This is a genomic window from Ruminococcus bromii, from assembly GCF_928721825.1.
Taxonomy (GTDB): Bacteria; Bacillota; Clostridia; order Oscillospirales; family Acutalibacteraceae; genus Ruminococcoides; species Ruminococcoides bromii.
The window spans coordinates 1,612,601-1,639,054 of sequence record NZ_CAKMVP010000003.1; the positions used below are offsets into that span (position 1 = coordinate 1,612,601).

The 26,454-nt window shown below is 39.3% G+C and carries 27 protein-coding genes and 3 tRNA genes; 22 read left to right on the top strand and 8 right to left on the bottom strand.

What is annotated here, in order from left to right:
• The first annotated feature begins 29 nt into the window (after positions 1 to 29).
• The 10 genes from hydE to QDI94_RS08080 all read left to right on the top strand — a co-directional run bounded on the left by hydE (position 30) and on the right by QDI94_RS08080 (position 7,803).
• Positions 30 to 1,073, top strand: coding sequence for a [FeFe] hydrogenase H-cluster radical SAM maturase HydE (gene hydE, locus QDI94_RS08035; RefSeq protein WP_278868221.1), 1,044 nt, complete (start codon positions 30 to 32; stop codon positions 1,071 to 1,073).
• A gap of 170 nt (positions 1,074 to 1,243) precedes the next feature.
• Positions 1,244 to 2,671, top strand: coding sequence for a [FeFe] hydrogenase H-cluster radical SAM maturase HydG (hydG, locus tag QDI94_RS08040; RefSeq protein ID WP_278868223.1), 1,428 nt, complete (start codon positions 1,244 to 1,246; stop codon positions 2,669 to 2,671).
• Positions 2,672 to 2,682: 11 nt separating this feature from the next.
• Positions 2,683 to 3,879, top strand: a complete 1,197-nt coding sequence (gene hydF, locus QDI94_RS08045; protein ID WP_278868225.1) for a [FeFe] hydrogenase H-cluster maturation GTPase HydF — start codon at positions 2,683 to 2,685, stop codon at positions 3,877 to 3,879.
• A 90-nt stretch (positions 3,880 to 3,969) separates the two neighbouring features.
• Positions 3,970 to 5,448, top strand: a complete 1,479-nt coding sequence (guaB, locus tag QDI94_RS08050) for an IMP dehydrogenase (RefSeq protein WP_181980540.1) — start codon at positions 3,970 to 3,972, stop codon at positions 5,446 to 5,448.
• A 55-nt stretch (positions 5,449 to 5,503) separates the two neighbouring features.
• A complete protein-coding gene (locus QDI94_RS08055; RefSeq protein WP_015523003.1) occupies positions 5,504 to 6,454 on the top strand; it encodes an ROK family protein in 951 nt (316 codons plus the stop codon).
• A 182-nt stretch (positions 6,455 to 6,636) separates the two neighbouring features.
• Positions 6,637 to 6,713 (top strand) — tRNA-Met (locus QDI94_RS08060).
• Between the two features lie 5 nt (positions 6,714 to 6,718).
• Positions 6,719 to 6,793, top strand: a tRNA-Glu gene (locus QDI94_RS08065).
• A 9-nt stretch (positions 6,794 to 6,802) separates the two neighbouring features.
• Positions 6,803 to 6,890: transfer RNA gene (locus tag QDI94_RS08070), tRNA-Leu, on the top strand.
• A 245-nt stretch (positions 6,891 to 7,135) separates the two neighbouring features.
• Complete coding sequence (locus tag QDI94_RS08075) at positions 7,136 to 7,297, top strand: hypothetical protein (RefSeq protein WP_021883900.1); 162 nt, start codon at positions 7,136 to 7,138, stop codon at positions 7,295 to 7,297.
• A complete protein-coding gene (locus tag QDI94_RS08080) occupies positions 7,279 to 7,803 on the top strand; it encodes a GNAT family N-acetyltransferase (protein ID WP_215639261.1) in 525 nt (174 codons plus the stop codon). The genes QDI94_RS08075 and QDI94_RS08080 overlap by 19 nt, the downstream gene beginning before the upstream one ends.
• A 270-nt stretch (positions 7,804 to 8,073) precedes the next feature.
• On the opposite strand, the gene QDI94_RS08085 is transcribed toward QDI94_RS08080, so the two are convergent.
• Positions 8,074 to 8,487, bottom strand: coding sequence for an adenine nucleotide alpha hydrolase family protein (locus tag QDI94_RS08085; RefSeq protein WP_278475272.1), 414 nt, complete (start codon positions 8,485 to 8,487; stop codon positions 8,074 to 8,076).
• 318 nt (positions 8,488 to 8,805) lie between these two features.
• Between QDI94_RS08085 and rplM the strand changes: the two genes are divergently transcribed.
• Positions 8,806 to 9,234, top strand: coding sequence for a 50S ribosomal protein L13 (gene rplM / locus QDI94_RS08090; RefSeq protein WP_015523000.1), 429 nt, complete (start codon positions 8,806 to 8,808; stop codon positions 9,232 to 9,234).
• Between the two features lie 19 nt (positions 9,235 to 9,253).
• Positions 9,254 to 9,655 carry a 30S ribosomal protein S9 gene (gene rpsI / locus QDI94_RS08095; RefSeq protein WP_015522999.1) on the top strand — a complete coding sequence of 134 codons (402 nt, stop codon included), beginning with the start codon at positions 9,254 to 9,256 and terminating at the stop codon, positions 9,653 to 9,655.
• 197 nt (positions 9,656 to 9,852) lie between these two features.
• Here rpsI and QDI94_RS08100 read toward each other — a convergent pair whose 3' ends face one another.
• Both QDI94_RS08100 and QDI94_RS08105 read right to left on the bottom strand, forming a co-directional pair.
• Positions 9,853 to 10,905 carry a tyrosine-type recombinase/integrase gene (locus QDI94_RS08100; protein ID WP_215639272.1) on the bottom strand — a complete coding sequence of 351 codons (1,053 nt, stop codon included), beginning with the start codon at positions 10,903 to 10,905 and terminating at the stop codon, positions 9,853 to 9,855.
• A gap of 42 nt (positions 10,906 to 10,947) precedes the next feature.
• Positions 10,948 to 11,556, bottom strand: coding sequence for a helix-turn-helix domain-containing protein (locus QDI94_RS08105; protein ID WP_215639273.1), 609 nt, complete (start codon positions 11,554 to 11,556; stop codon positions 10,948 to 10,950).
• Between the two features lie 168 nt (positions 11,557 to 11,724).
• On the opposite strand from QDI94_RS08105, the gene QDI94_RS08110 reads away from it, so the two are divergent.
• From QDI94_RS08110 to QDI94_RS08145, 8 genes are all read left to right on the top strand, one after another.
• The gene (locus QDI94_RS08110; RefSeq protein ID WP_215639274.1) at positions 11,725 to 11,961 is read left to right on the top strand and encodes a hypothetical protein; all 237 of its coding nucleotides are present in this window, start codon (positions 11,725 to 11,727) and stop codon (positions 11,959 to 11,961) included.
• A 15-nt stretch (positions 11,962 to 11,976) separates the two neighbouring features.
• Positions 11,977 to 13,065: a helicase RepA family protein gene (locus QDI94_RS08115; protein ID WP_215639275.1), complete on the top strand. Its 1,089-nt coding sequence runs from the start codon at positions 11,977 to 11,979 to the stop codon at positions 13,063 to 13,065.
• A gap of 221 nt (positions 13,066 to 13,286) precedes the next feature.
• A complete protein-coding gene (locus QDI94_RS08120) occupies positions 13,287 to 14,420 on the top strand; it encodes a plasmid recombination protein (RefSeq protein WP_215639303.1) in 1,134 nt (377 codons plus the stop codon).
• A gap of 24 nt (positions 14,421 to 14,444) precedes the next feature.
• A complete protein-coding gene (locus tag QDI94_RS08125; RefSeq protein ID WP_215639276.1) occupies positions 14,445 to 14,822 on the top strand; it encodes a TnpV protein in 378 nt (125 codons plus the stop codon).
• A gap of 110 nt (positions 14,823 to 14,932) precedes the next feature.
• Positions 14,933 to 17,923, top strand: a complete 2,991-nt coding sequence (locus QDI94_RS08130) for an Eco57I restriction-modification methylase domain-containing protein (protein WP_278868233.1) — start codon at positions 14,933 to 14,935, stop codon at positions 17,921 to 17,923.
• 11 nt (positions 17,924 to 17,934) lie between these two features.
• Positions 17,935 to 19,557, top strand: a complete 1,623-nt coding sequence (locus QDI94_RS08135; RefSeq protein WP_215639278.1) for an Eco57I restriction-modification methylase domain-containing protein — start codon at positions 17,935 to 17,937, stop codon at positions 19,555 to 19,557.
• A 28-nt stretch (positions 19,558 to 19,585) separates the two neighbouring features.
• Positions 19,586 to 20,686, top strand: a complete 1,101-nt coding sequence (locus QDI94_RS08140) for a DUF262 domain-containing protein (RefSeq protein ID WP_215639279.1) — start codon at positions 19,586 to 19,588, stop codon at positions 20,684 to 20,686.
• Positions 20,683 to 21,345 (top strand): MAE_28990/MAE_18760 family HEPN-like nuclease, encoded by a 663-nt coding sequence (locus QDI94_RS08145; RefSeq protein WP_278868234.1) that lies wholly within the window; start codon positions 20,683 to 20,685, stop codon positions 21,343 to 21,345. Before QDI94_RS08140 ends, QDI94_RS08145 begins: the two co-directional genes overlap by 4 nt.
• A 408-nt stretch (positions 21,346 to 21,753) precedes the next feature.
• Here QDI94_RS08145 and QDI94_RS08150 read toward each other — a convergent pair whose 3' ends face one another.
• The 5 genes from QDI94_RS08150 to QDI94_RS08170 all read right to left on the bottom strand — a co-directional run bounded on the left by QDI94_RS08150 (position 21,754) and on the right by QDI94_RS08170 (position 23,928).
• Positions 21,754 to 22,434, bottom strand: coding sequence for a hypothetical protein (locus QDI94_RS08150; protein ID WP_278868235.1), 681 nt, complete (start codon positions 22,432 to 22,434; stop codon positions 21,754 to 21,756).
• Positions 22,435 to 22,438: 4 nt separating this feature from the next.
• Positions 22,439 to 22,597: a hypothetical protein gene (locus QDI94_RS08155; RefSeq protein ID WP_278868236.1), complete on the bottom strand. Its 159-nt coding sequence runs from the start codon at positions 22,595 to 22,597 to the stop codon at positions 22,439 to 22,441.
• 38 nt (positions 22,598 to 22,635) lie between these two features.
• The gene (locus tag QDI94_RS08160; RefSeq protein ID WP_278868237.1) at positions 22,636 to 22,995 is read right to left on the bottom strand and encodes a hypothetical protein; all 360 of its coding nucleotides are present in this window, start codon (positions 22,993 to 22,995) and stop codon (positions 22,636 to 22,638) included.
• Positions 22,995 to 23,288 carry a hypothetical protein gene (locus tag QDI94_RS08165; RefSeq protein WP_278868239.1) on the bottom strand — a complete coding sequence of 98 codons (294 nt, stop codon included), beginning with the start codon at positions 23,286 to 23,288 and terminating at the stop codon, positions 22,995 to 22,997. Before QDI94_RS08165 ends, QDI94_RS08160 begins: the two co-directional genes overlap by 1 nt.
• A 145-nt stretch (positions 23,289 to 23,433) precedes the next feature.
• Positions 23,434 to 23,928 carry a hypothetical protein gene (locus QDI94_RS08170; RefSeq protein ID WP_278868241.1) on the bottom strand — a complete coding sequence of 165 codons (495 nt, stop codon included), beginning with the start codon at positions 23,926 to 23,928 and terminating at the stop codon, positions 23,434 to 23,436.
• 313 nt (positions 23,929 to 24,241) lie between these two features.
• Between QDI94_RS08170 and QDI94_RS08175 the strand changes: the two genes are divergently transcribed.
• Positions 24,242 to 24,757 (top strand): helix-turn-helix domain-containing protein, encoded by a 516-nt coding sequence (locus QDI94_RS08175; RefSeq protein ID WP_278868243.1) that lies wholly within the window; start codon positions 24,242 to 24,244, stop codon positions 24,755 to 24,757.
• A 23-nt stretch (positions 24,758 to 24,780) separates the two neighbouring features.
• Positions 24,781 to 25,929, top strand: coding sequence for a tyrosine-type recombinase/integrase (locus QDI94_RS08180; protein ID WP_278868245.1), 1,149 nt, complete (start codon positions 24,781 to 24,783; stop codon positions 25,927 to 25,929).
• Positions 25,930 to 26,454: the final 525 nt, after the last annotated feature.

Consider the following 26,454-nt stretch of genomic DNA (forward strand, 5'->3'; position numbering starts at 1 on the left):
AATGCCGTCCTCTTTTAATGTGAAAAATTATGAGGAATATTGAAATTATTCAAAAACTGAATACCATGCACACAGCCTGTGAAAGCGAACTTTTACAGCTGATTACAACTTACGACGAAAAAGATTTTGAATATCTTCGCAAATGTGCAAGAGATACTGCCGACAGAATTTTTGGCAACAAAATCTATATTCGTGGCTTGATTGAATTTTCAAGTATATGCAAAAATGATTGCTTTTACTGCGGACTTCGCCGTTCAAACGGCAATGCCGTGCGTTACCGACTTTCAAAGGATGAAATTCTCTCATGTTGCCAAAACGGACACGAACTCGGATTCCGCACATTTGTGTTGCAGGGCGGTGAGGACGGATTTTTTACAGATGATGTGATGTGCGACATTGTGTCGGAAATAAAAAATAGATTTCCCGATTGTGCCGTAACGCTCTCGCTTGGCGAAAGGTCGTATGAAAGCTATCAAAGACTTTTTGACAGCGGTGCGGACAGATATCTTCTCCGTCACGAAACAGCCGACAAAAAGCACTATTCCATGTTGCATCCGCCCGAAATGTCACTTGAAAACCGAATGCAATGCCTGTATAATTTAAAGAGAATAGGTTATCAGACAGGCGCAGGATTTATGGTTGGCTCACCGTTCCAAACTCCCGAAATGCTTGTCAAGGATTTAAAATTTATTGAAAAATTAAGTCCCGAAATGTGCGGAATAGGTCCGTTTGTACCGCACAAAGACACAAAATTTAAAAACGAAAATCATGGCGATGTAAGCCTTGTGCTTATGTTGCTTTCAATAATAAGGCTTTTAAAACCGAATATTCTTTTGCCGGCAACAACCGCCTTAGGTACGGTCGATCCGCTTGGTCGGGAAAAGGGCATTCTTCACGGTGCAAATGTTGTAATGCCCAACCTTTCCCCTGTTAAGCACAGAAAGGATTACTCGCTCTACGATAACAAAATCTGTACGGGAGACGAAGCGGCGCAGTGTATCGGCTGTCTTGCAGACAGAATGAAAAAAATCGGCTACGAAATCGTAACTGACAGAGGAGATTATACAGAGTAATAGTGTGAAAAATCACACTATTACACTATTATAATATATTGCCCTCAAAATTTGCCTTTGGCATAATTTTGAGATGGCTGAAATCATCATTTACGCCTGTTCAGGCAACGCAGGTTAATTAGGTGATTTTTAATAAACTGTTTGTTGCCTGAAAGGCTATGATGATTATTATGATTAGATACGATAAAAATTCACTCAAAGCGGAGGAGTTTATCAATGACGGGGAGATTCTTGATTCCCTGAAATTTGCCGATGAAAATAAAAATAACCTTGAACTTGTCGATAAAATAATCGAAAAAGCAATGCTCAAAAAGGGTATCAATCACCGTGAGGCAAGCGTTCTTTTAGCTTGTGAAGATAAAGAGAGAATCAAAGAAATCTACAACCTTGCCCGTCAGATTAAGAAGGATTTTTACGGTGACAGAATTGTTATGTTCGCCCCTCTCTATCTTTCAAACTACTGCGTAAACGGCTGTGTCTATTGCCCGTATCATGCAAAGAACAAGCACATCTGCCGTAAAAAGCTCACACAGGATGAGGTCAGAAAAGAAGTTATCGCACTTCAGGATATGGGACACAAGCGTCTTGCGATTGAGGCAGGCGAAGATCCCGTAAACAACCCGATTGAGTACATTCTCGACTGCATAAAGACCATTTATTCGGTCAATCACAGGAACGGTGCAATCAGACGGGTTAATGTGAACATTGCCGCAACAACCGTTGAAAATTATAAAAAGCTCAGGGAAGCCGGAATCGGCACATACATTCTTTTTCAGGAAACATACAATAAAAAGAGTTATGAACAGCTCCACCCAACAGGTCCCAAGCACAACTACAATTACCACACCGAGGCAATGGACAGAGCCATGCAGGGCGGTATTGATGATGTGGGAATCGGTGTGCTTTTCGGGCTTGAGCTCTACCGCTATGAACTTGCAGGACTTCTTATGCACGCAGAACATCTTGAGGCTGTTCACGGTGTCGGTCCGCACACAATCAGCGTTCCCCGAATCAAGGCGGCAGACGATATAAATCCCGATGATTTTGACAACGGAATTGACGATGAAACCTTTGCAAAAATAGTCGCAATTATCAGAATTGCAGTTCCCTACACGGGTATGATTATTTCAACCCGAGAGAGCGAAAGCGTTCGCAAAAAGGTGCTTGAACTCGGCATTTCTCAGATCAGCGGAGGCTCACGAACAAGCGTAGGAGGATATGACGAACCCGAATCGGAAGAAGAAAATTCGGCTCAGTTTGATGTTTCCGACAACCGCAGTCTTGATGAGGTTGTAAGGTGGCTTATGAATCTCGGCTATATTCCGTCATTCTGCACCGCCTGTTACCGTGAGGGCAGAACGGGTGACCGCTTTATGTCGCTTTGCAAGAGCGGTCAGATTCAGAACTGTTGCCACCCCAACGCCCTTATGACGCTTGAAGAATATCTTGTTGATTATGCAAGTAACGATACAAGGAATGTCGGTCAAAAACTCATTGAGCAGGAACTCGAAAAAATCCCCAACGAAAAAGTTCGCACCATTGCAAAAGAACATATCTTTGACATAAGAAACAACAATAAAAGAGATTTCAGATTTTGACGGAGGGCGTAATGGGAATGAATGATACACCGTCGTCGGAACGACTGCACATCGGATTTTTCGGCAGACGAAATGCAGGAAAATCAAGCGTTGTGAATGCGGTCACAAATCAAAATATGTCGCTTGTATCGGACAAAAAAGGCACAACAACCGATCCTGTGGAAAAGACAATGGAGCTTCTTCCGCTCGGTCCTGTTGTGATAATCGACACGGCAGGCTTTGATGACGGAGGAACTCTCGGCACAATGCGTGTTGAACGCACAAAAGCCGTGCTGAACCGTGTTGACATTGCCGTGCTTGTGGTTGACAGAACAATCGGAATGACCTCGGTTGAAAACGAACTTGTATCGCTTTTTGAGGAAAAGAAAATTCCGTATCTTATTGTGTTCAACAAATGCGACTTGCTTGTTAATACACTCGATAATACAACTGACGGTAAAATCTTTGTAAGTGCAAAAAACAACACGAATATCGAACTTTTAAAGGATAAAATCGCAAAAGCTGTAAACGCACAAAAATCCGATAAAAGGCTTTGCAGCGACCTTGTTAATAAAAATGACTTTGTTGTGCTTGTAATCCCGATTGACTCCGCCGCCCCCAAGGGGAGAATAATTCTTCCGCAGCAGCAGGTTATCCGTGATTTGCTCGATAGCGGAGCAATCCCTGTTTGTGTGCGTGAAAGCGAACTTGCCGATACTCTGAAAAATCTCGGTACAAAACCAAAGCTCGTCATAACCGACAGTCAGGTGTTTAAGCCTGTTTCGGAGATTGTGCCGAACGATATCAAACTGACCTCGTTTTCAATTCTTATGGCGAGGTACAAGGGATTTCTGAAAACTGCCGTAAACGGTGCAAGGGCAATTGAGTCGCTTAATGACGGTGACAAAATTCTCATCAGCGAGGGCTGCACTCATCACAGGCAATGCGATGACATCGGCACGGTAAAACTTCCCCGATTGCTGAAAAGTTACACGGGTAAAAATTTTGAAATCGTGACAAGCTCAGGCAAAGGCTTCCCGAATAATTTGTCGGAATTTTCACTTGCAATCCATTGCGGTGCGTGTATGCTCAATTCAAGAGAGATAATCAGCCGAATGAACCGTTCGGTGGAAAGCGGAGTTCCGTTCACAAACTACGGGATCGCCATAGCCTATATGCGTGGAATCCTTGAACGCTCGATTGAAATGTTTGAAAAAATTTTCGTTTAAAATAACTTTTTCCGTCTTGATAATCACAGGTCGATTTGTTATAATAATAGGTAACAATAAAAATCGAATTTTGTAGTATGGAGGAATAATATGCTGAATACAAGTTATGACGAAAAATTTGGCAAGAAGGGCCTTACATTCGACGATGTTCTCCTTATTCCGGGCGAATCAGATGTTGAGCCAAAGAATGTTGATGTGTCAACTCATCTTACCAAAACAATCAAGCTTAATACTCCGCTTATGACTGCCGCTATGGATACCGTTACCGAAACAGATATGGCAATTGCCATGGCTCGTGAGGGCGGCGTTGGTATTATTCATAAGAATATGTCAATTGAAAAGCAGGCAGATCAGGTTGACAGAGTAAAGAGAAGTGAAAACGGTGTTATCGTTAATCCGTTCTTCCTTTCTCCTGAGAACACGGTAAGAGATGCGGATGAACTTATGGGTAAGTACAAAATTTCGGGTGTTCCGATTTGCCGTGACGGCAAGCTTGTCGGCATTATCACTAACCGAGATATGCGTTTTATGACAGGAGCCGATTTTGCACAGCCGATTTCTGCTGTTATGACGCACGAAAACCTTGTTACCGCTCCTGTCGGCACAACTCTTAAGCAGGCTCAGCAGATTCTCCGTGAGCACAGAATCGAAAAGCTCCCAATTGTCGGCAAGGATGGCAGTCTTAAGGGACTTATCACAATTAAGGATATTGAAAAAAGCGTTCAGTATCCCAACTCTGCCCGTGATGACAAGGGCAGACTCATCTGCGGTGCCGCTATCGGTGCCACAAAGGATGTTCTTGACAGAGTTGCGGCTCTTGTTGAATCACAGGTTGATGTTGTTGTTCTTGACTCTGCACACGGTCACAACTCAAATGTTGTTCAGTCTGTTGCAAAGGTTAAGAAAGCATATCCGAACCTTCCTCTTATCGCAGGTAACATTGCTACGGCAGAAGCAGCAAAGGCTCTTATTGACGCCGGCGCAGACGCTATTAAGGTTGGTATCGGTCCGGGTTCTATCTGTACAACAAGAATCGTTGCAGGTATCGGTGTTCCTCAGATTACAGCTATCTATGACGCTGCTTGTGAAGCATCAAAGTACGGTATTCCTGTAATCGCAGACGGCGGTATCAAGTACAGCGGTGATATTGTTAAGGCACTTGCCGCAGGCGGCAGTGTTGTAATGGTCGGTTCACTTGTTGCAGGTTGTGCCGAAAGCCCCGGAGACAACGAAATCTATCAGGGCAGACAGTTTAAGGTTTACAGAGGCATGGGCAGTCTCGGAGCAATGGGCAAAGGCAGTGCAGACAGATACTTCCAGGCAAGTAACAACAAGTTTGTTCCCGAAGGTGTTGAAGGTCGTGTACCTTACAAGGGACCGCTCTCAGACACAATTTATCAGATGCTCGGCGGACTTCGTGCAGGTATGGGCTACACAGGCTGTGCAACAATCAAGGATCTTCACGAAAAGGCAAGATTTGTTCAGATTTCAGGCGCAGGTCTTCGCGAAAGCCATCCGCATGATATTCAGATTACAAAAGAAGCTCCGAACTACTCTTATCATTCATAATTGATAAATCATAAATATTTGTATAAAATAAAAGAAAAGGATGTGCCGACAGTTTATGTACAGACTCGGAATTGATCTGGGCGGAACAAACATTGTAGCCGGTGTCGTTGACGAAAATTACGAAATTATCGCAAAGGCAAGCTGTAAGACAAATGTCCCCCGCCCCGAAAGCGAAATCTGCGACAGTATGGCAGATGTTGCATTAAAGGCAATTGAAAAAGCAAAACTCACAATTGACGATATTGAGTCAATCGGTATCGGCGTACCCGGTGCGGTTAATCCGAAAACAGGCGTTATAGAGTATTCGGCTAACCTTTTCTTCCATAACTGGCAGGTTGTCAAGATGATGGAGGAAAGACTGAATACAAAGATTTGCGTTGAAAACGATGCAAACGCTGCTGCCCTCGGCGAGTATCTTGCAGGCAGTGCAAAGGGCGCAAAAAATGCGATTGCAATAACACTCGGCACAGGTATCGGCGGCGGTATCATTATTAACGGCAAGATTTACAGCGGTTCTAACTATGCAGGCGCTGAGCTTGGACATATGGTTATCGTTAAAGACGGTAAGGAATGTGCGTGCGGCAGAAAGGGCTGTTGGGAGGCATACGCTTCTGCAACAGGTCTTATTAACCTCACAAAGCAGGAAATCCTCAAGGAGAACTTCGACTTCAGCTATATGCTCAAGTCATGTGACGGTGATATTAACAAGGTTACAGGTAAGACTGCGTTTGATGCTGTTCTTGCAGGTGATGCAAATGCCAAAACCGTAATTGACGAGTATATCGGTTATCTCGCTTGCGGTCTTGTGAATATTATTAATATTTTCCAGCCGGATATCCTTTGTATCGGCGGCGGTATTTCAAATCAGGGCGAGAATCTTCTTGCTCCGCTCCGCACAATTGTTGAAAAGGAAAGATATACAAAGCATAATGATAAGCAGACAGTCATCTGCAAGGCAAGTCTTGGCAATGATGCAGGCATTATCGGTGCGGCTTTTCTTGAGTAATTGGCAAACCGTTAAATTTTATTTCGTGGTTTCGGGCAGAAAATGTGTTTTTCTGCCCGAAAAGCGGATTTTAAAACGAGAAAAACTTTTTTGAAAAAAATTAAAAAAAGTGTTGACAAATCGTCCTTTTTGCCCTATAATAAATCTTGCTGATTTCGGTTGGCAACATTCATGTATTACATGGCGGAATAGCTCAGCTGGCTAGAGCATTCGGTTCATACCCGAAGTGTCGTAGGTTCAAGTCCTATTTCCGCTACCATATTTGGCCCGGTGGTCAAGCGGTTAAGACACCGCCCTTTCACGGCGGTAACACGAGTTCGATTCTCGTCCGGGTCACCAAATATATTTGCCGGTGTGGTGGAATAGGCAGACACAAGGGACTTAAAATCCCTCGGTCATTGCGACCGTACCGGTTCAAGTCCGGTCACCGGCACCAAAAAACAGCCATAAGGGCTGTTTTTTTCGTTTCGGTGATTTTTTAATTGTATAGTTGTTGCTGTTTAAGGACCATCCGTTTTGGATGGTCTTTCTTGATTATTTGTGAATATATCATTGACAAGATATGTTTATTAGTTTAAAATTAAAGCAGATAGTATAAATACTTTTTTGTTGCATACAGATATTTGTATGCTAAAGAAAAGGGTGTGGTGTGCTATTAATAATACGAAGGAGGAAACTAATATGGCTGTTCTTGCAGTACCAATGGATAAAACATTTGAAGTTGCTGTTGATAAGGTTGAAAATTTCGATAAAAAAGCAAAAGAACATTCCGGAAAACATCTTCTTCAGGATAGGTTGAAAAAGCACAACAAAGGTGATGTTGAGTGGGATTTGAAGAAGTAAAAAAGTTTAAATATAAATTTAAGAGAATTTCCTCAATTAACATTGAATTAATTGAGGAATTTTCTTGTGGTTTAGAAGAACTTGACAAAAAGCTTATACAGATGAAAGAAAATGACGAAGGAACTACATTTGTTTTTCTGGATGAAACAAATGGTCAGATAATCGGATATTGTACCTATTGTGCATCAGGACTGAAAAAAGCTTATGAAAATGATTCAATAACTTATCCTGCAGCCGAAATAAAATATTTTGCAATAGATAAAACCTATCAGCATAAATCTTATGACGATGATTTTAAATTCAGCGATTTAATGTTGTGTGAGGTTTTGAAAAAATTGATTGAGATTTCCGAAGAAGCAATTTCTTTTGATTATATCTTATTGTATTCAGTACCCGAGGCTGTAAACTTTTACAAAAGAAATGGATTTTGTGAATTTACAGAGTTTATGAAAAAGGATTCTTACAACTATATTGACGGGTGTATTCCGATGTTTTTTACATTATAATTAAACACAACAAAGCCTTGCAAGTAAAAAAATTGCAAGGCTTTTATAATTTGGTTGGCAACATAAACTTATGTTGAAACAGTTTCTGTATAGCTTGCGTAGCAAACATAGTTTGCCAACGGCAGATATATATGAAAATGACCTACTGAAAAACAGCAGGTCATTTTCGGAGAGAGTATATTTTAAGAAGAAAGATTTATACGATTCTTCGGTGTTAATAAAATTGTATTTGTGTATGTTTGGTGGAGAGAAAAAATTTTATCAAAAAGTTTATGAATAGGATCTGCACAAATCCATACTGTAAACCATATTGTCCTTTGAAACCATGGTTATGGGGGTTGTAGGAGAAAGCTCGTTAAACTTTACAAGAAAGCTGTTGTCTTTTCCGTCGTGCATACCCGTTACAATGCGTTCAACATTGTTGTCACCTACAAATTCGGCAGTAACCTTTGGTGCGTCATCCGAAAACATTACGGTCATATCTGCACCTGATTCCTTTGCAATAAGGTAAAGATACTCGATTTCATCACTTACTGCCGAATAGTCTGACATCGGTTTTAAAACGCTCATAACTCTGAGTTCGCAATCAGAGCTGTCGGCAATTTCTTTGGCAATTCGGATAATTCTGTCACAGTTATACTGACTTGTGACGCAGGCAAGAACTGCCGACTTTTTATTTTTCAATTTTTTCACCTCCTTCGTTTACTGTGCCTATATAATAACAGGCGTTTTTGACGGAAAAATATTCATATTGTGAATTTATTGTGAATTTTTGCTTTTTTAATAAATGTGCGCAAAATTCAAAAAATTCAGTATTTATCAGCATTTTCAGAAAATTATTTTAAAAAATAGTATGTGAGTATACGAGAGTATATGAGAGTAAACAAACGTATTTGAGAGATTGTTCAAAGCTAAATTAAATTTTTTCAAAAAAGTGTTGACAATGGGCATAAATTGTAATATAATCAATCTCACAGTGAAAAAATACAGGAGGATATTGTTATGTCAACTTTTTTAGCTAAACCAAACGAAGTTGAGCGCAACTGGTATGTAATTGATGCAGCCGGCAAGTCACTCGGTCGTGTAGCAGCTCAGGCAGCTACTCTCCTCAGAGGTAAGAACAAGGCTACTTTTACTCCCAATGTTGACTGTGGTGATCATGTAATCATCATCAACTGCAAGGACGCTGTTCTTACAGGTAACAAGCTCACACAGAAGAAGTGGCAGCGCCACACAGGCTATATCGGCCATCTTAAGGAAACTCGTTACGATACACTTATGGCAACAAAGCCAACAAAGGCTATGGAGCTTGCCGTTAAGGGTATGCTTCCTAAAAACACACTCGGCAGAGCAGCTCTTTTAAGATTAAGACTCTTTGAGGGTGCAGAACATAATCATCAGGCTCAGAAGCCTGCAATGATTGAAGACTAATTGAAGGAGGCAAAAGATAATGTACGATAAGACACCTTATTTTTACGGTACAGGCAGAAGAAAAAGTTCTGTTGCTCGTGTAAGACTTTATCAGGGCACAGGCAAAATCACAATCAACGATCGTGACATTGACGATTACTTTGGTCTTGAAACACTCAAGCTCATCGTAAGACAGCCTCTCGCTCTTACAGAAACAGACGAGAAGTTTGACATCGTTTGCAGAGTATCAGGCGGCGGCGTAACAGGCCAGGCCGGTGCTATCCGTCACGGCATTTCAAGAGCACTTCTTCAGTATGACACAGAGAATCTCCGTGGCAAGCTCAAGAAGGCAGGCTTCTTAACTCGTGACCCGAGAATGAAAGAGCGTAAGAAATACGGCCTCAAAGCAGCTCGTAGAGCTCCTCAGTTCTCAAAAAGATAATCTTTGTGCTTTCCAGCACGCTTCAAGGCTACTGTTTACAGGGCTTTTGGAGTATTCAGACGGTTTGAGATGTGCTTAAATGTGTTAGATAAGCAACAAGCAAGTAACACATAAGTAGCAACAGTTCTCAACCTCAATAAGCAATCAAAAGAGATGTTTTTCTAAGTTCAGAAAGACATCTCTTTCTTTTTTTGCTTTTAGATTTTATTGATCGCATTGATTAGCACCTCAACGTCTAAATGTGTGTACACTCTTTCGGTCATCGTCATAGCGCCCGAGTGTCCTACAATCTTTTTAATTGTGGTTTGGTCAACCTGTGCTTCTGCCAGCATTGAGATACAAGTGTGTCTTGTACAATGCGGTGTATGATCCATATTCAGATTGACCATAAGCGGCGTAAAATAACTATCGTAGTAATTGCGGTAATCAAACTTGTTTCCATTTTCGGTGTGAAGCAGATATTCGCTCTCGCCGTCGTTGTACCAGTTCTTAAAGAACGGCAGTACCTTGTCGGCGATCGGTACTCGTCTGATTCCGTTGTCAGTTTTGCTGAGCTTGATATCAAAATATTGTTCTTTCAGGTTTACATCTTCTCGTTTTAGATTCAGTATTTCGGAAATCCTCACACCCGAATAAATCAGCATGAGGACGATCTGATAATACTTGTCATCTGACGCTTTCCATAAGCGGTCGATTTCTGCTTTGGTGAACTTTTCCCTATCCCTTTTGTTCGGGTTGCGGCCTTTATGCTTTACAATGTCCACATATTCGGAGTAATCCTTGTTGCACAGCTCATTTTTCATAGCGTATTCGTAGAGCTGATTCAAAAGAACTTTCAGTTTTCGCAACGTGGGATAATTCTTGCCGCAGGTGTCCACGACGTTTTGCAGCTCTGCAAGCTTGATTTCCTTGAACACCTTGTCGTAAAGCGGTACGCAGGCTTTATATGAAGCCTTGTAACCTTTTACGTTGGAATCCGATACCGTCGGAAACTTCTCCGCAGACCAACGCTCATATACTTCCTTGAATGTGATCTTGGAAGCAGAAACGTCAAAGGGATTGTTGTTGTAGTCTGCCAGCATTTGCAGTGCCTCAGATTTGGTGGCTGCATAGCCTATGACCACATAGTCCTGAACCTTTTTGTCTGTCTTTTCATCAATGTGCCAGCCGATAGTTTTTCTGACCATATAGGGTTTTCTACGCCTACCCGATAGCTTTGTGACGCCGCCGTAACCGTTTGGCAACCTCACTCTCCAAAACCTCCTTGTTTTAGTTTTATTTATGATAAGAGCTTATTGCTCCGTATCACCTTTGTTTGCTTGTTCTTGGAACTTCTTTATGTAGTATTCGTTGAATTTTCTTAGCCGTTCCTCGTTATCTAAAACCTCATATTCTCTGTCCGTCAGGAAGTAATCGCTCCGGGATTTGATTTCTTTTTCTTCCCAATCACGGAACATCTCGTAGTCGATTTTATAGGTTTCAAAACTTTCACGATTATAATCGAAGTTCCTCAACATTGTATAAAGCGCACTGTTGCCATCAGCTTCGTGTACATCGAATACAAGTGATACCTTTCTGATTGTTTCGGGTCCTTTAGTAAATTCGACCTCAAAGCGAAGGTCTTGTTTTCGATCCAGCTCGAACAAGTACGCATACACATCGCCCAATGTTTCCAATTTAATATGCGACGAATCGTAGCCTATCAAGTAATTGATGGGCATTTTTAATATGTCCGCTATCTGTTCTAATACAGAGACGGACATATCTATTTCTCCACTTTCGTACTTCTGCACGGTGCGGAGTGATTTTCCCAATTGTTCCGCAAGCTCGGTCTGACTAATCCGAAGCTGCTTGCGCTGTTTGGCGATTCTTTCGCCGATTAAGGTTTGCAAATTATCCATTTCGTCATCACCTCATTATAATAATAACACACCTCTTTGTGAATTGCAAGTGCATTTGCGAAATTAAAATACATAATTTTTGAAATTAGGTATTGACAAGTCATATAAATGCGTATACAATGAATATGCGAACTTAAAGTGCGCAAATAATTAACAGGAGGATATGCTATGGAGAATAAGCTATATATAGATTGTCCGAAATTCACAGGAAGGAACGTTCCTATTACCGAGATCGCAAAGGCTATCGGCAAAGACGCTCAATATGTCCGTGTTGGTTTGCAACAGGGCATCTTGAAATTCGGCTATGCTATGAAGCTTGACAAATCAAGCGAGTACAACTACTACTGCCCCGACAAAAAAGTCTGGGAAGAAACCGGCTACTTTAGAGATAAAGAAGCCAGCTAAAAGGAGGATTGAACTATGAATGAAAAATACGACCTTTGCGATATTGACGAATCGTATTTACACACGGTCTCGATGACCGAGCTGTTTGACAGCGCCTATCAGAGTAAGCCGCCGATCATCGACGGCTTGCTCTACCGGGGAACATATCTTTTCGCCGGCTCTCCGAAGATCGGCAAGAGTTTTTTGATGGCACAGCTTGCCTATCACGTCAGCACAGGCACAAACCTGTGGGGCTTTGATGTTCGGCAGGGTAAGGTATTGTATCTCGCTCTGGAGGACAACTATCCGAGATTGCAAAAGCGGCTGTATCGTATGTTCGGAACAGCCGAAAACGAAAACCTGTTCTTTTCGGTATCAGCTCATCAGCTCGGCAATGGCTTGGACGAGCAGCTGGACGGCTTCTTACAGAAGCACCCAGATACTTCGCTTGTGATTATCGACACCTTGCAGAAGGTCAGAGAAGTCGGCGGCGAGAATTACAGCTACGCCAATGACTATCAGATCATCACGAAGCTAAAGAGCTTCACCGACAACCACAACATTTGTATGTTGGTTGTCCATCATACACGCAAGCAAACGGCGGACGATAAATTCGATATGATTTCCGGCACTAACGGTTTGCTCGGCGCTGCTGACGGAGGATTCGTTCTTTCCAAAGATAAGCGTACGAGCAATAATGCCACGCTTGAGGTATCTGGCAGAGATCAGCAAGACCAGCGTGTGTACTTGAAGAAGAATACGGAAACGCTGGTGTGGGAGCTTGACAAAATCGAAACCGAATTGTGGAAAGCACCGCCTGAACCGTTGCTCGACAGAATCGCCGAAAGGATAAAGGCTGACAATCTGCAATGGAGCGGAACACCGACGGAGCTCTGCGAGTATCTCGCCGTTGGCATCAAGCCAAACGCTATTACACAAAAGTTGAACGTCAACGTTAACCGTCTGATGGACGAATACAAGATCGCCTATCACTATCAGCGGACACACGACGGTCGAAAGATAACGCTTATCTTTGAGGGCGGCGTGTCAAAGCGTGACAGCTGTGACAGCGATTGTGGGGTGTGTGAAACACCGACACAGCTGACACGGACTGACACGCACTAAAGTTTAGGCGGGGTGCAGGGAGCCCTTTTCAAAGGGCTGCCCTTGCCCCTCGGAGAGCGCAAAACCTGCTCGCAGGTCGCACTTTTGATAGCCCTGCTGTCAAAAGTGCTTTTGCGTTACTCTTGGCAAGAGTAACAGAACCCGAGTTAGTGATAATTCAGTGAGATAATATTATTTTAATACAGATTTGAGGTAGATAAATGAAGAGAACGATTAGCGCAATGGTGGGTAAAGGCTCCGTCACGCACAACAGCCGCACTTTCACAGCAGAGAATGTGGACAGCGAGCGTACCCACCTCAATATAGATTACTGCAATGAGCCGATCAAGAAAGTGTACCACGAACTGTTTGACGAAGCTCTGAAACAGTACAACGATAAACAGAAACGCAAGGACAGAAAGATTTCCGATTACTACAAGCATATCGAGTCCGGAAAGCAGGAAAAGCTGTTCCACGAGATCATCTTCCAAATTGGCAACATGGAAGATATGTCGGCAACAGGAGAGCACGCCAAGCTTGCGAGGACAGTCCTCGACGAATACTATCAGGGCTTCCAAGAACGCAATCCATATCTGCGAGTGTTCTCGGCGCACCTTCATATGGACGAAGCAACGCCGCATATCCATATCGACTTTATACCGTTCACCACCGGGAGCAATCGAGGTTTGGAAACACGAGTTTCGCTGAAACAGGCTCTGCTCAATATGGGTTTCAAAGGCGAGGGCAGAAGCGACAACGAACTGAATCGCTGGATACTTTCCGAAAAGAAAGTCCTTGCTCAGATTATGGAGCGGCACGGTATCGAGTGGGAACAGAAGGGCACGCACGAGCAGCACCTATCCGCCCTTGATTACAAAAAACAGGAGCGAGCCAAAGAGGTCGCCGAGCTCGACCGGGAGATTGAGGGAAAGCAGTTGGAGGTCAAAGGTCTGAAAGCGACGGCTGAAAAAATCAAGGAAGCAACGGATTCACTCGACAGCATAGAACATCAGCTTGACAATAATCCAGAGCTGCAACTCCCGGAACCGCAGGGCTTGATGTCGGCAAAGAGTTACAAGAAAAAGTTTGTAGATCCGTTAATCCAGCGGCTGAAAAATCTTGTTCGATCTGCGGTAGCAAAAAGCTATTTGGGTTGGGAAAACTATCACCGCATCAACAATCTGAACGGCAGATTATACAGCGAAAACAAAAGTCTGAAACACGAAAATTCAAGGTTGAAGGAATTGAATAATCAACTCCGAGAGCAAAACAAAGCCTATCGTCTGTTGGAAAAGATTTTCGGTAAGCGCAAGCTCAATGAGATTATCGAGCAGGCGAGAGGATACAAAAAGTCAAAACAGCGTGACGCACGCTAATATATTATGAAAGGTTGATGAACAATGGAAAAGAGAATTTACGACAAGAAAACGGGTATCCACTACGAACTGCAAGGTGATTATTATCTGCCGTGTTTGGAGCTGCCCGAACAGCCAAAGGTTGAAATCGGGATATGGGGCAAGCGGCATTTGAGGTACATCAAACAGTACCACAAAATCCGCTATACCAATCTGATGGCAAGCTGTAAGCTCACCGCCTACCTCGCCGACATAGACAAACAGGCAGAGGATATGTTCTTTCGGTTAGTAAAACAACTCTCCGAAAAAGAAGGCGTAACCGAACAGCTCAAAGCGGAAAACCAAATGATGTGGGTTGCGAGAATGAACAATATCCGTAATCGTGCAACGGAAATCGTTAATACAGAATTGATTTATAAATAAGTGATTTAGCGCCCGAAAGATAAAATTTCGGGCGCTAAACTATTGGATTTTGAGAAAAGCTATGATATAATAACCCTAAGTATATGCTCAATTAGACAGGTGATTTCTTAATGAATGTTAGAAAAGATGCTCTCAAAGATTTAGTTACCAGATTTGATAATAACATTACTGCATACAAGGACGGGAAAAACGCTTATAACGAACACTCTTGCAGGATTGAGTATATAGATCCGTTTTTACAATTGTTGGGTTGGGATGTTCCTAATAAAGCTGGATTAGCTCCACAATACCGAGAAGTTATTGCAGAAAACTATTCAAATAAAACAGATCGTCCGGATTATTCATTAACACTTCGTGGTGTAACAAAGCTATTTGTAGAAGCGAAAAAGCCTTCTGTTGACATTGATACTGAATCTGCTCCAGCTATGCAGGCAAGAAAATACGGATGGAATGCAAAGCACAAGATTTCCATACTAACGAATTTTGAATATTTCATTATTTATGATACTACAACTGTACCAAAAGGGACTGATGATTGTCGAGTTTCAAGATACCGTTGCTATCATTACAAGGATTATATTGATAAGTTTGACGAGATATTTCACCTTGTTTCAAAAGATTCGGTATATTCCGGAGAGTTTGACAAGTTTTTTAACGACACATTTAAAGGCGAAGGCAGCCAAAAGCAACAAGTAGATAATCTATTTTTAAATCAAATCAATGACTGGAGAGTTAAACTTAGTAACGAACTTTATTCTAAAGGGAATCAATACACATCTTTAGAGAAGCTTAATGATGTTGTTCAAGAGTTTATTAACCAAATCGTATTTTTACGAATCTGCGAAGATAGAAATCTTCCGCTTTATCATAAACTGAATGAAACTATATCGGATAGGGATGCGTTGCACACTAAGCTGGAGGAACTGTTTAGAGAAGCAGATAAACGTTATAATTCAGGTATGTTTTCCGGCGAAAATATTATCTTTGATTTGAATAACAATGTAATTGTTGAAATGATCGAAGGGTTATACTATCCGCAAAGCCCATATATGTTTAACATTATTGAGCCGAATATGTTAGGTAAGATTTATGAGCTGTTCTTAACAGAACAACTTATCTTGCTTGAAAATGGTCGGATGGGTTTAGCTAAAAAGAAAGATTGCGCCAATCGATCTGTCGTTACAACTCCAACTGAGATTGTAAAATATATGGTTGAGAAATCGCTGTCGAATGTTTGCAAAGGTAAATCACCGGCAGAGATCTGCAATTTGCGTATAGCTGATATAGCCTGCGGTTCTGGTGTTTATCTTGAAGAAGCGTTTCAATATTTGCAAGCTTATTGTGTAGAGTGGTACTTGACAAATGAACCAGATCATTTGATTGAAATCGGGAACGGTAAGTATAAGCTTCCTTTAGATGAAAAGAAACAAATACTTTGTTCCTGCATTTTCGGAATTGATATTGATATTCACGCTGTAGAAGTTGCTAAATTCTCGTTATTGATTAAACTTATTGAAAATGAAACTGAGCCTTCTGTGCGTGATACTACGCCTATACTGCCGGAATTAAGTAGTAACATTCTTCATGGTAACGCTTTGGTTGGTAACCAAGAGCTTGCGGGTAAGCGTTACTCAACAGATACAATTATTTCACTGGTTCCGTATGATTGGGACGAAATGCCGGCTGATGGCTTTGATGTGATTTTGGGAAATCCGCCGTATGTAACAACAGAAGATATGCATCAACTCTTGTCCGATGCTGAGTTCACAATTTATAAAAACAAGTATAAATCATCCCACAAACAGTTCGACAAGTACTTTATATTTCTTGAGCGTGCTCTGCAAAAAGTAAAAAACGAAGGATATGTTTGTTATATCGTTCCAAACAAATTCTTTAAGATTAGTGCTGGCGCTAAATTGCGTGGTATGTTATCCAATCATTTAATTAGCCTTGATGACTTTGGAGCAGCGCAGCTATTTGAAGATAAGACAATATATAGTTCCATTGTGTTACTTCAAAAACGAGTTCAAGAAAGATTTACATATACAAATGTTGATTCCGCTAATGATTTGTGGTTGGGAAAACCGACAGATAGTATTGAACTTAATAATTCTTCCTTGAATGACCTTCCGTGGAAACTTTCACCGGACTTTGAATTTTTAGCTACCATTAAAAATATTGAATCTGTATGTGTTTCATTAGAAAAGGTTGCAGAGATTTTTAATGGTATTCAAACAAGTGCTGAAAGACCTAAACCGATTTATTGGTTTTCCGGGGATGAAATAATCAATGAAAATGATACTACTGTTACTATTCAAAAAGGCAACAAGAAATACGAAATAGAGAAGTCAATATTGAAACCGTATTTCAAACCTACTAAAGCAACAGAAAAAGGTTTAACAACATATACAAAGCTTTCAACCGACAAAAGAATTATTTTCCCATATGATAAAAGCGGACATTTGATTTCAATAGAAAGAATGCAGTCGGATTATCCCGGCGCATTTGCTTACCTGTCAGATTACTATGATAGATTGGTTCCGAAAAGTGTATCAAGTTCAGGAAAAAGAGATGTTCCGAATGCTACCGCAGATACTTGGTATCAGTATGGCAGAACACAAGCATTAACGGCATTTATTAATACACCAAAACTTATTGTAAAAGTTATGGCTAAAGATAATCCGATGTATGCTTTAGATAATGAGGATATGTTGATTGCTTCGGGCGGTACAGCAGGTTATTGTGCTGTTGCCAAAAAGAATGATAGTTCTTATGAATTGGAATACATTCAAGCGTGGCTTGCAAATTCTTACACTGAGAGAATCATTCAAATAGTTGGTAGTGATTTTGAAGGTGGATTTGTTTCAAGGGGGACATTTGTGCTGTCTTCACTTCCTTTTGTACAGCTTGATTTTAATGATTCTAAACAGAAAGCATTATATGATAGAGTTGTAGAGGCAAGTCGTGAGGTGTATTCTATTAACGATATGTTAGATCAATGCCCGCCTAAGCAGATTGAGACAACGCTTGTTCGTCAGAAAGATACACTAATTAAGGAAATAGACGGTTTGGTTTCTCGTGTATATCGATTGGATTTTTAAGAAGGTAGTTTATGAAGCTCAAAAAGGACAGCTCTGAACAAAAATTAAGAGGGGCATATTATACGCCACTGCGTTTAGCAAATGCAATGGTTAGCCTTTTTGCGCCTGAAAACATCCAAACTGTATTAGAACCAAGTTGTGGCGATGGCGTTTTCCTTGATAGCTTATTCTCTGTTGGATTAATGGAACAAATATCGATGATACAAGCTATTGAGATTGAGAGCGAGGAAGCAAACAAGGTTGCTGAGCGCTACAAAGAAACGAAAAATGTTGATGTCATTTGCGAGGATTTCTTCGATTTTTATCAAAGGAACTACAAATCCAGTCAGTACGATTTGATTCTCGGCAATCCTCCATATATCCGTTATCAGTACTTGACAGAAGAACAACGAAAAATTCAGTCTAATATTCTTACAACCCACGGTATGAAAGCAAACAAACTGATTAATGCTTGGGTTGCTTTTGTAGTTGCCTGTGTTCAAATGCTTTCCGAAAATGGTAAAATAGCGTTTGTTTTACCTGCTGAGATACTTCAAGTTGCTTATGCAGAAGATCTGCGGCTTTATCTATCCAACCACTTGCAAAAAATAACACTAATCACATTTGAAGAATTGGTGTTTCCAAACATTGAGCAAGAAGTAGTTGTTTTTATCGGAGAAAAGGGCGGAGAAGAAAAGGGTATCAGGATCTTCGAAATGAATAATCTTGATGATTTTGATACTCTTGACTTGAGTCAAAACGGATTTAAAAAACTTCAACATGTTAAAGAAAAGTGGACAAAGTATTTTGTATCTGCAAAAGAAATGGAACTCATCAATACTATAAAAACCGATAAACGCTTCACGAGGTTTTCGGATTATGGTTTGATTAATGTAGGTATTACGACCGGAAATAATAATTACTTTTCGGTAACAGACGAAGTTTGTGAAATGTACGATTTAGAAGATGTAACTTTACCGTTAATAGGAAGAAGTTCTCACCTTCACGGCGTTTATTTTACAAGCCAAGATTGGGACGAAAACCGTAAAGACGGAAAACGAGCTAGGCTCATATACTTCCCTGATACTCCTTTAGAGCAATACTCTGAAAAACATAAAGAGTATATCAAACTTGGTGAGGATTCAGGAGAGGACAAAGGATATAAGTGTTCTATCCGTGATAGGTGGTACATTGTTCCGTCTGTGTGGGTTCCTGATGCTTTCTTCTTGCGTCGTAATAATCTTTATCCAAAGTTTGTATTGAACCGATGCAATGCGGTTTCAACCGATACAACACATAGAATCAAATTTTACGAAGGAGTAGATCCAGAACTGGTTCTGATCTCGTACTACAACAGTATTTCCTTTGCTTTTACTGAGATTTGCGGCAGAAGCTATGGCGGCGGTGTCTTAGAAATCTTGCCGGGTGAGGTTGGAAACATTATGTTGCCCAAGATACAGGATTTACCTCCCGAAAAGAAAAACGACATTATCAATCGGATAGATAACATTGTACGCAATAATCTGGATATTGAACTTGCACTTGATATTGGAGATCAAACAATTATTGATTTGCTTGGTATTGATTCTGACTGGTGCAAGCAATGCAGAAAGATTTGGAAAAAACTACAACATAGAAGATTAAAGAGAAGCTAATATAGATATTATACGAGGAGGAAACACTATGTCTTTACAAGATGAATTAAAAGAGCGATCAAGCAAAATATTCAGAGAATCTTATCAGATGTCAATTGGAGAGTTAATAAATCTATATAGAGATGGTGAAATGGATATACATCCTGAATTCCAACGAGTTTTCAGATGGAGTGAATACCAAAAGACTAAGCTGATAGAGTCAATTATGCTAAATATTCCGATTCCTTCTATTTTTGTAAGTCAAAACGATGATGGCGTATGGGATGTTATTGATGGTGTTCAGAGATTATCTACTATTTTTCAATTTGTTGGTGTATTTAAAGATGAAGATGATAATCAACTGCCGCCACTAACTCTACAAAAGACTGATTATTTACCTTCGTTCGCTGGAATGCAATGGAATTGCGAAAATTCGGAATTAAGTTTTACCAAGGAACAACAATTGTTTTTTAAGCGTTCTAGGATAGATATTATTATTATGAAGAAAGAGAGTGATCCAAACACTAAATATGAACTATTCCAAAGATTAAATACTGGTGGTTCTCTGTTGAGTGATCAAGAAGTAAGAAACTGTTTGATGATAATGACAAACAAGGCATTCTATGAATTTGTAATGGAATTAAACAGAGATGCTAATTTTCAAAGGTGTTTGCCTATAACTGATAGAAAAGCAGATGAACAATATAGAGTAGAATTATTATTGAGGTTGCTGATTACTCAAAGCGTTGATTGGGATAGTATAAATAATTACTCGGATTTTTCTGAGCTTTTAGACAAGGAAACCATATGTTTGTGTAGAGCTGATTTAGATACTGACGATATTAGGGAAAGATTTGTTTCAACATTTCAATTGTTATATGGTGTATTAGGTGAAGATTCCTTTAAAAAATATAGTGGACAAAAGCGTTTAGGTCCAGTTATGGCAGCTGTATTTCAGATTATAGCAACAGGTGTTTTCAAAAACATCAATGATATTATTTCACTACCAAATCGTGATGAATGGCTTTTAGAAAAAGCAAATAGCGTTTTTGAAACAGATGAGTATAAAAGAAATACGACACCAGGAATTAAATCAATACCAAGATACAAAGACCTTTCTTTGTTTAGTATGGAGTACTTTAAAGTATGAAAATAAGAACAGAGGATGAACTTCAAGATGTAATTGATTCTGAAATTGCTTGGAGAAAAAAAGAACTCTCTGCCGTTAAAGCAAATATAAATACAGCACGCAACTTTGCAAAGAATACAGCGTTGCGTGCTGGAATTACTTTGCTTTATGCACATTGGGAAGGTGCGATAAAAAATTTAGCTTATTATTATTTGGTTTATGTTTCCAGTTTAAAAATCCCTTATAATAGACTTAAACCAAATTTTTTAGCAATTACACTGAAGAATGATATTAGACACTTCGATGAAACCCAAAAGGTTACTTTTCAAACAGAAATTGTCAATAAATTGTTATGTAGATATAACCAAGGTTCTAACATTCCTACAGAGAATATTATTTCAGCGAATAGCAATTTAAATTCAACTATATTTACTGAGATAATGAGTGCAATAGGTTTACCGACTGATGAGTATGAGAAAGATTATGTTTTAATCGACGAAGTTCTTTTAAAAATGAGAAACAAAATTGCCCACGGCGATAATTTAGAATCATTAAGTTTAGATGAGGATCGTTTTAACGAAATCTATAGCAAAATATTTAGATTAATTGAGTACTTTTCTACACAAATTTCAAATGCTGCGTCACTTAAGCAATACTTAAAAACGAATGAATCATATTGATACTTTGCTTGAGTAGTAGTGGATTGTTCTCCGTACACAACACACAAGCAACAAATAAACGCAAAAGCCCTGTAAACAAGCCAATCTTTGCGTGTGAAAAGTTCTCAAAGAGATAATTCGTATCTTGAAAAACCTCAGTATTTATCGCACTTTTCAGAGTTTGAAATCTGGAAAAAGTGTTTATTGTGTGTTTATTTACGAAAAAATCTAAATTTTAAATTTACAAAGGCAAGTCCATTTTTATTTGGGCTTGCCTTTTGTTTTATCTATGATTATACAAATAGTATAATCATAATATACTTGTAGTATAGCTTTAAATGCGTTCTAAGCAACTTTTTTGATTTGACAATGAAATTATATCATCTGTATATAAAAGTCGCTCAGAAGGCAAATACAAGCAAATTAGCGTTATCGAACACCTTTGAAAGCGAATGTAAATGAATCTGACGGCACTTCAAGAGTAACGCTATCAAAAGTATGAGCCATAAATTCATTTTCGGAATTGACAAATACCGTCTGCAAGGGTGAGCCTGTTCCGATAATGCTATACAAATTGCTTGAAAAATCTTCATCTGCGAAACAATCAAGCTCAATCTTTGAAAATCGGGGGTTTTCTTGCATTGAGTGAATCAGCTTGACCGCACCGACTGCAAAATCACGATAAGCTGAAACATAATCGCTTGCCGTTTTGATAGTGCCTGTCGATTTTGCGAGTTCGGGATAAGCCGAAACAAGTCTGCGAACTGACACAAAAGCATAATCATTATAATATTTCTGTAAAAGAATATTAAACTCTTCCTGATTAATAATGCCACTTTCAAAAACAGCAATATTAGAACTGAAATTTTCGGTGCATATAAAATTCCGAATTGAGATTTTTGCTTTAAGCTCATTGAAAACGGAATTGATTTCAGATATTGCCTGATTGCCTTTGTCGGTAATTTCTGATTCGATTTTCTCGTTGTAATCCTTTGCGACCTGCTGATTATAAGTCACGCTGTTGTATTTCGCCTTTTCACGAAGAGCTGAAACATCATTAAAATAGTTTTCTGCAATTGCCTTGAATTTGTTAATGTAAATATTTTTCATAAAATTATCTCCTTTTGTTGTATTTCTTATTAAGAGGAATTTTTACCTCAAATGTAAAATCGTTATCCCAGTGAATCCGAATGTTTAAATCGTCATCAGCTGTCGGGATTTTTTCCTTTAAATCTTTAATTGAAACTGATATTTCACGCAAACGCTTGTTCATAAAAGCCTCCCTTTAGCGCGTTAAAGTGTTAAAATCTGTTATTCTTTGTTAATAATTTCTTTTAAAGAATTAAGTTCCTGCTGTAAATCATCAATAACAGTAGTGTCATTTGCGATATTCAGAATTTTTACTGCTGATTGCAAGCGAATATTTTCGCTTGATGAAGCAAGCAATTTTACAAGTGTCTTGCTTGCTCGCAAGGTGTTTTCAAGAAGGATTTGACTTGACTGCTGAAATAAGTTTTTCCGATACTCGGTCAGCAACGCTTGAAATTCGGGTGTCTGAACCTTTTTTGCAACAGTCTGACGGCATACTCCAAGAGCTTTTGCTGTTTCGGATAAATTGAATCCATTTTCTAAATATGAAATTAGTAATTTTTGATTGTCGATTTTAGTCATTAAGCAGTCACCTCGGGGTGTCGCTTGTCGAAAACCTCAAATTCACAATTATTGAAATCCTCAGCAAGCCACGCTCTAAAAAATACGGCGTCCTCAGGCTGAAAATCGAAAATTCTTGTTCTGATACGATTCTTTCGGTCAATCAAAAGAATTATAAAAATATCATTTTTTGGATTCTGAATATTTGTGATTTTCTCAATACTTAGATTATTTATAAGCATTTCTGCTACAAGTTTTGAATATCGTAACGACTCGATAGATTCAAGCCTTAAATTTTTGTAAAATTCTGTCATTGTGAATACTCTCCTTTCTGACATAGGGCATATGCTCTAATATACTGTTTAATAATATCGGCTTTTAAAATGTTAAAAACGCTTAAAATGCTGATAAATACTGCGTTTTTGATGTTTTAGCTCTCTGAATTTTTAACAAAATAATTCAGAATAAATTTCTTTTGCAAAATTCTGTAAAAGAAAAATCTCCGCCCTGTCGAATAGAATCCGCCTGTCGCAATGAGTACGCTACAAAATTTTGTGCGTGTATTCCTGAACCTTTTGAAACTATTCGAGCAATCGGTTTTTGATACTTTCGGTCAAGCGATTGTTTAAGTGCCAAGCAACATTGCCGAGCTGAGCCGTCAGATTTAACAACTGCCGAATGACAATGACCTGCCACAGGTGTTCCCGTCACAATGTGCCGAGGTCTGCCACGCTTGCAAGACTTAATTTTTTGCTGTTTAGCGGTTTTGCTCTCGGTGGTGCTGTAAACTAACAAAAATGAGCAGTTTCCCTTTTGGCAATGATACCTAAATTTCTGAAACAGCTTTTCAAAATCCGCAGGCGAAAGTTCTAAATAGACTTCAAGGCTATATAGGGTGCTTGGAAATTCGGTGTCAAAAGTTATTTTATCAAGTGGTATTTTTGACATTTTCAATACAGCCTCCGCAACTGTTTAACTGACTTTCAAATTCGGGAACATTCAGATAAAATCGGTTTCCTGAATAAAATCCTGGAGCTCGTCCAGTCTTGACAAGTCGGCGAATTAAGTATTCAGATAAATTAAACAATTTTGCAACCTGTCGAATCGTTTGAAATTGTGTGGAATTGTTCATAAAAATTCTCCTTTGTAAAAATTTTTTTAGGAAATTGTGATTTCCCCTTGCAATTTTTATTATAATCAATTATAATGTAATTGTAAACACACAATTTCATACATTCACAAAAATAGAAAGGAGACAATGTACGAAATGAAATACAATTTTAAAGAAATCGGTGCAAGAATTCGAGCGGAGCGAAAAAAGTTGGGATTATCACAGCAAGAGCTGTGCGACAAAATCAATTTATCACAAAGGGCGACACTCGGACGCTTTGAAAGTGGAACAAGCGAAACTCCATTGTGGGTTTTAGTCGAATTATGTCGGGTGTTTGATTGTGAACTCGGATATTTACTTTGTGAGCATAACGAAAAAACCCGTTTAAATGCTGATATTTGCAAAATTACAGGACTTTCTGAATCTGCGGTAAATCACATAATCGCTTTAAATCAAGAGCCAAAACGATTATTCAATGACGGTAGCTATAATGCAAAACCGAAAATTTTAAGCAAAATTCTTGAGAATGATAATTTTAAAGATTTGATTGATTCAGTATTTGATTATTGTTATACAAAATCCAATGGTTCATTGAAAGATGAGGATTTCAAACTATTCAGAATACAGAACAATTTCGTTAGAATTGTCGAGAAAATCAAAAATTCAAAATAACTGTATCGAAAGGTGGAATTTATATGTCACAGGTCATAAAAAAAGACAACAACCGTTTCAGAATCGTTTGTTCTTTAGGATATGGGGCAGATGGTAGGCAGATTCGGAAAACTACAACATTTAAGGCTCCCGAGGGTACAACTCCGAAAAAAGCTGAAAAACTTGCAAATGAATTTGCTGTTGATTTCGAACGGAAAGTTCGGGGAAATGTTGAGTTTGCCGATAATATGAAATTTTCAGAATTATGTAAACAATATTTCAATCTTTATGCGAAAAACGAATTAAAAGGAGTAACAGCCTATACATATCAAGGACAGGTCAAGAATCATTTGCTACCTGAATTCGGAAATCTGCGGTTAAAGAACTTTAATGCAAACAGAATTTCAGTCTTTTTTGAAAAATTAAAACTTCAACCGCAAACTTGCAAAAAGCTATTCACGGTTCTCGAATCAATTTTCAGCTTTGCAGTTCGTCAAAGGTTCATTTTGGAAAATCCGTGTATCGGCGTTATTTTACCGAAAGCAAAAAGCAATGACGATAAAAAAATGCTAAATTCAGAACAGGTCAAAACTCTGATGAAGATGTTGACAGATGAAGATGTCGCAAGCTCACAGTTTTCGGTAATCATAAGAACCCTGATTTTAACAGGTATGAGGTCGGGTGAATGTCTTGCTTTGCAATGGAGTGACATTGATTTTGAGAATTCCGTTATAAGTATCAGACACAACCTCTGTTATGACGGCAAAAAAACTTGGCTCGATACACCGAAAACAAAAAAATCCCGCCGAGTTATTGCTATGTCGGCGGAACTTGCTGAATTGCTAAAAAATCACTATACAAGACAGCAGATTATTAAAGATTCGGTAAAATATGATTTTAACCCGCTTGATATGGTGTTCACAAGTCAAACAGGCAGTTTCAAAGACCGTTCAGGACTGCTCCGTGAATTTAAAAGATTCATCAAGGACACGGATTTCAGCTTTGCAACACTTCATATGCTCAGACACGCAAATGCAACCCTGTTGCTGAATAGCGGTTGTGATATTAAACTTGTTTCTGAAAATCTCGGACATAGTAACATATCAACAACAGCGGATATTTATGCTGATGTACTCCTTGAGTCAAAACGCAAAATGGCTGATTTGGTATCTTTGACATTATCAAATAAATAATGCTTTTGGGTGTTTATTTGGTGTTTATTAATGCTTAAAGATACTAAAAAATACGAAATGATAATTATTATCAAAGTCTGAAAAACCGCATAAATACTGAATAAATTAAACATTATTCAAAGATACGAAATGATTCATTTAAGTCTCAAAGAGATAATCAAGTTTATATTGTTTATCAGCTCCGAAGTTTCGACTTCGGAGTTTTTTTGTGCTGACTTCGGGTCCTCGAGGCAAAGCCTCTGCGGCGCAGCTAAAAACAGTCCGCAGGACCGTTTTCTTAACGCTGCTACAGTTTTCAAAAAGATAATTGTATATTTGCTATTATCAACCCCAAAGTCAGTTATGGCTTTGGGGATTTATTTGTATGCGGCGGTTTACATTTCTGCTTGAATATAAAAACCATCTTTGATATAATAAGCCTCGTAAGGAAACGGTGGCGGCTGTTTCGACTCCCTTGTGAAAGGGGGTGTATTCCAATGGCAGAGATTACATATTTATTTGTTCTCGCAATTGTTTTCGTGGCTT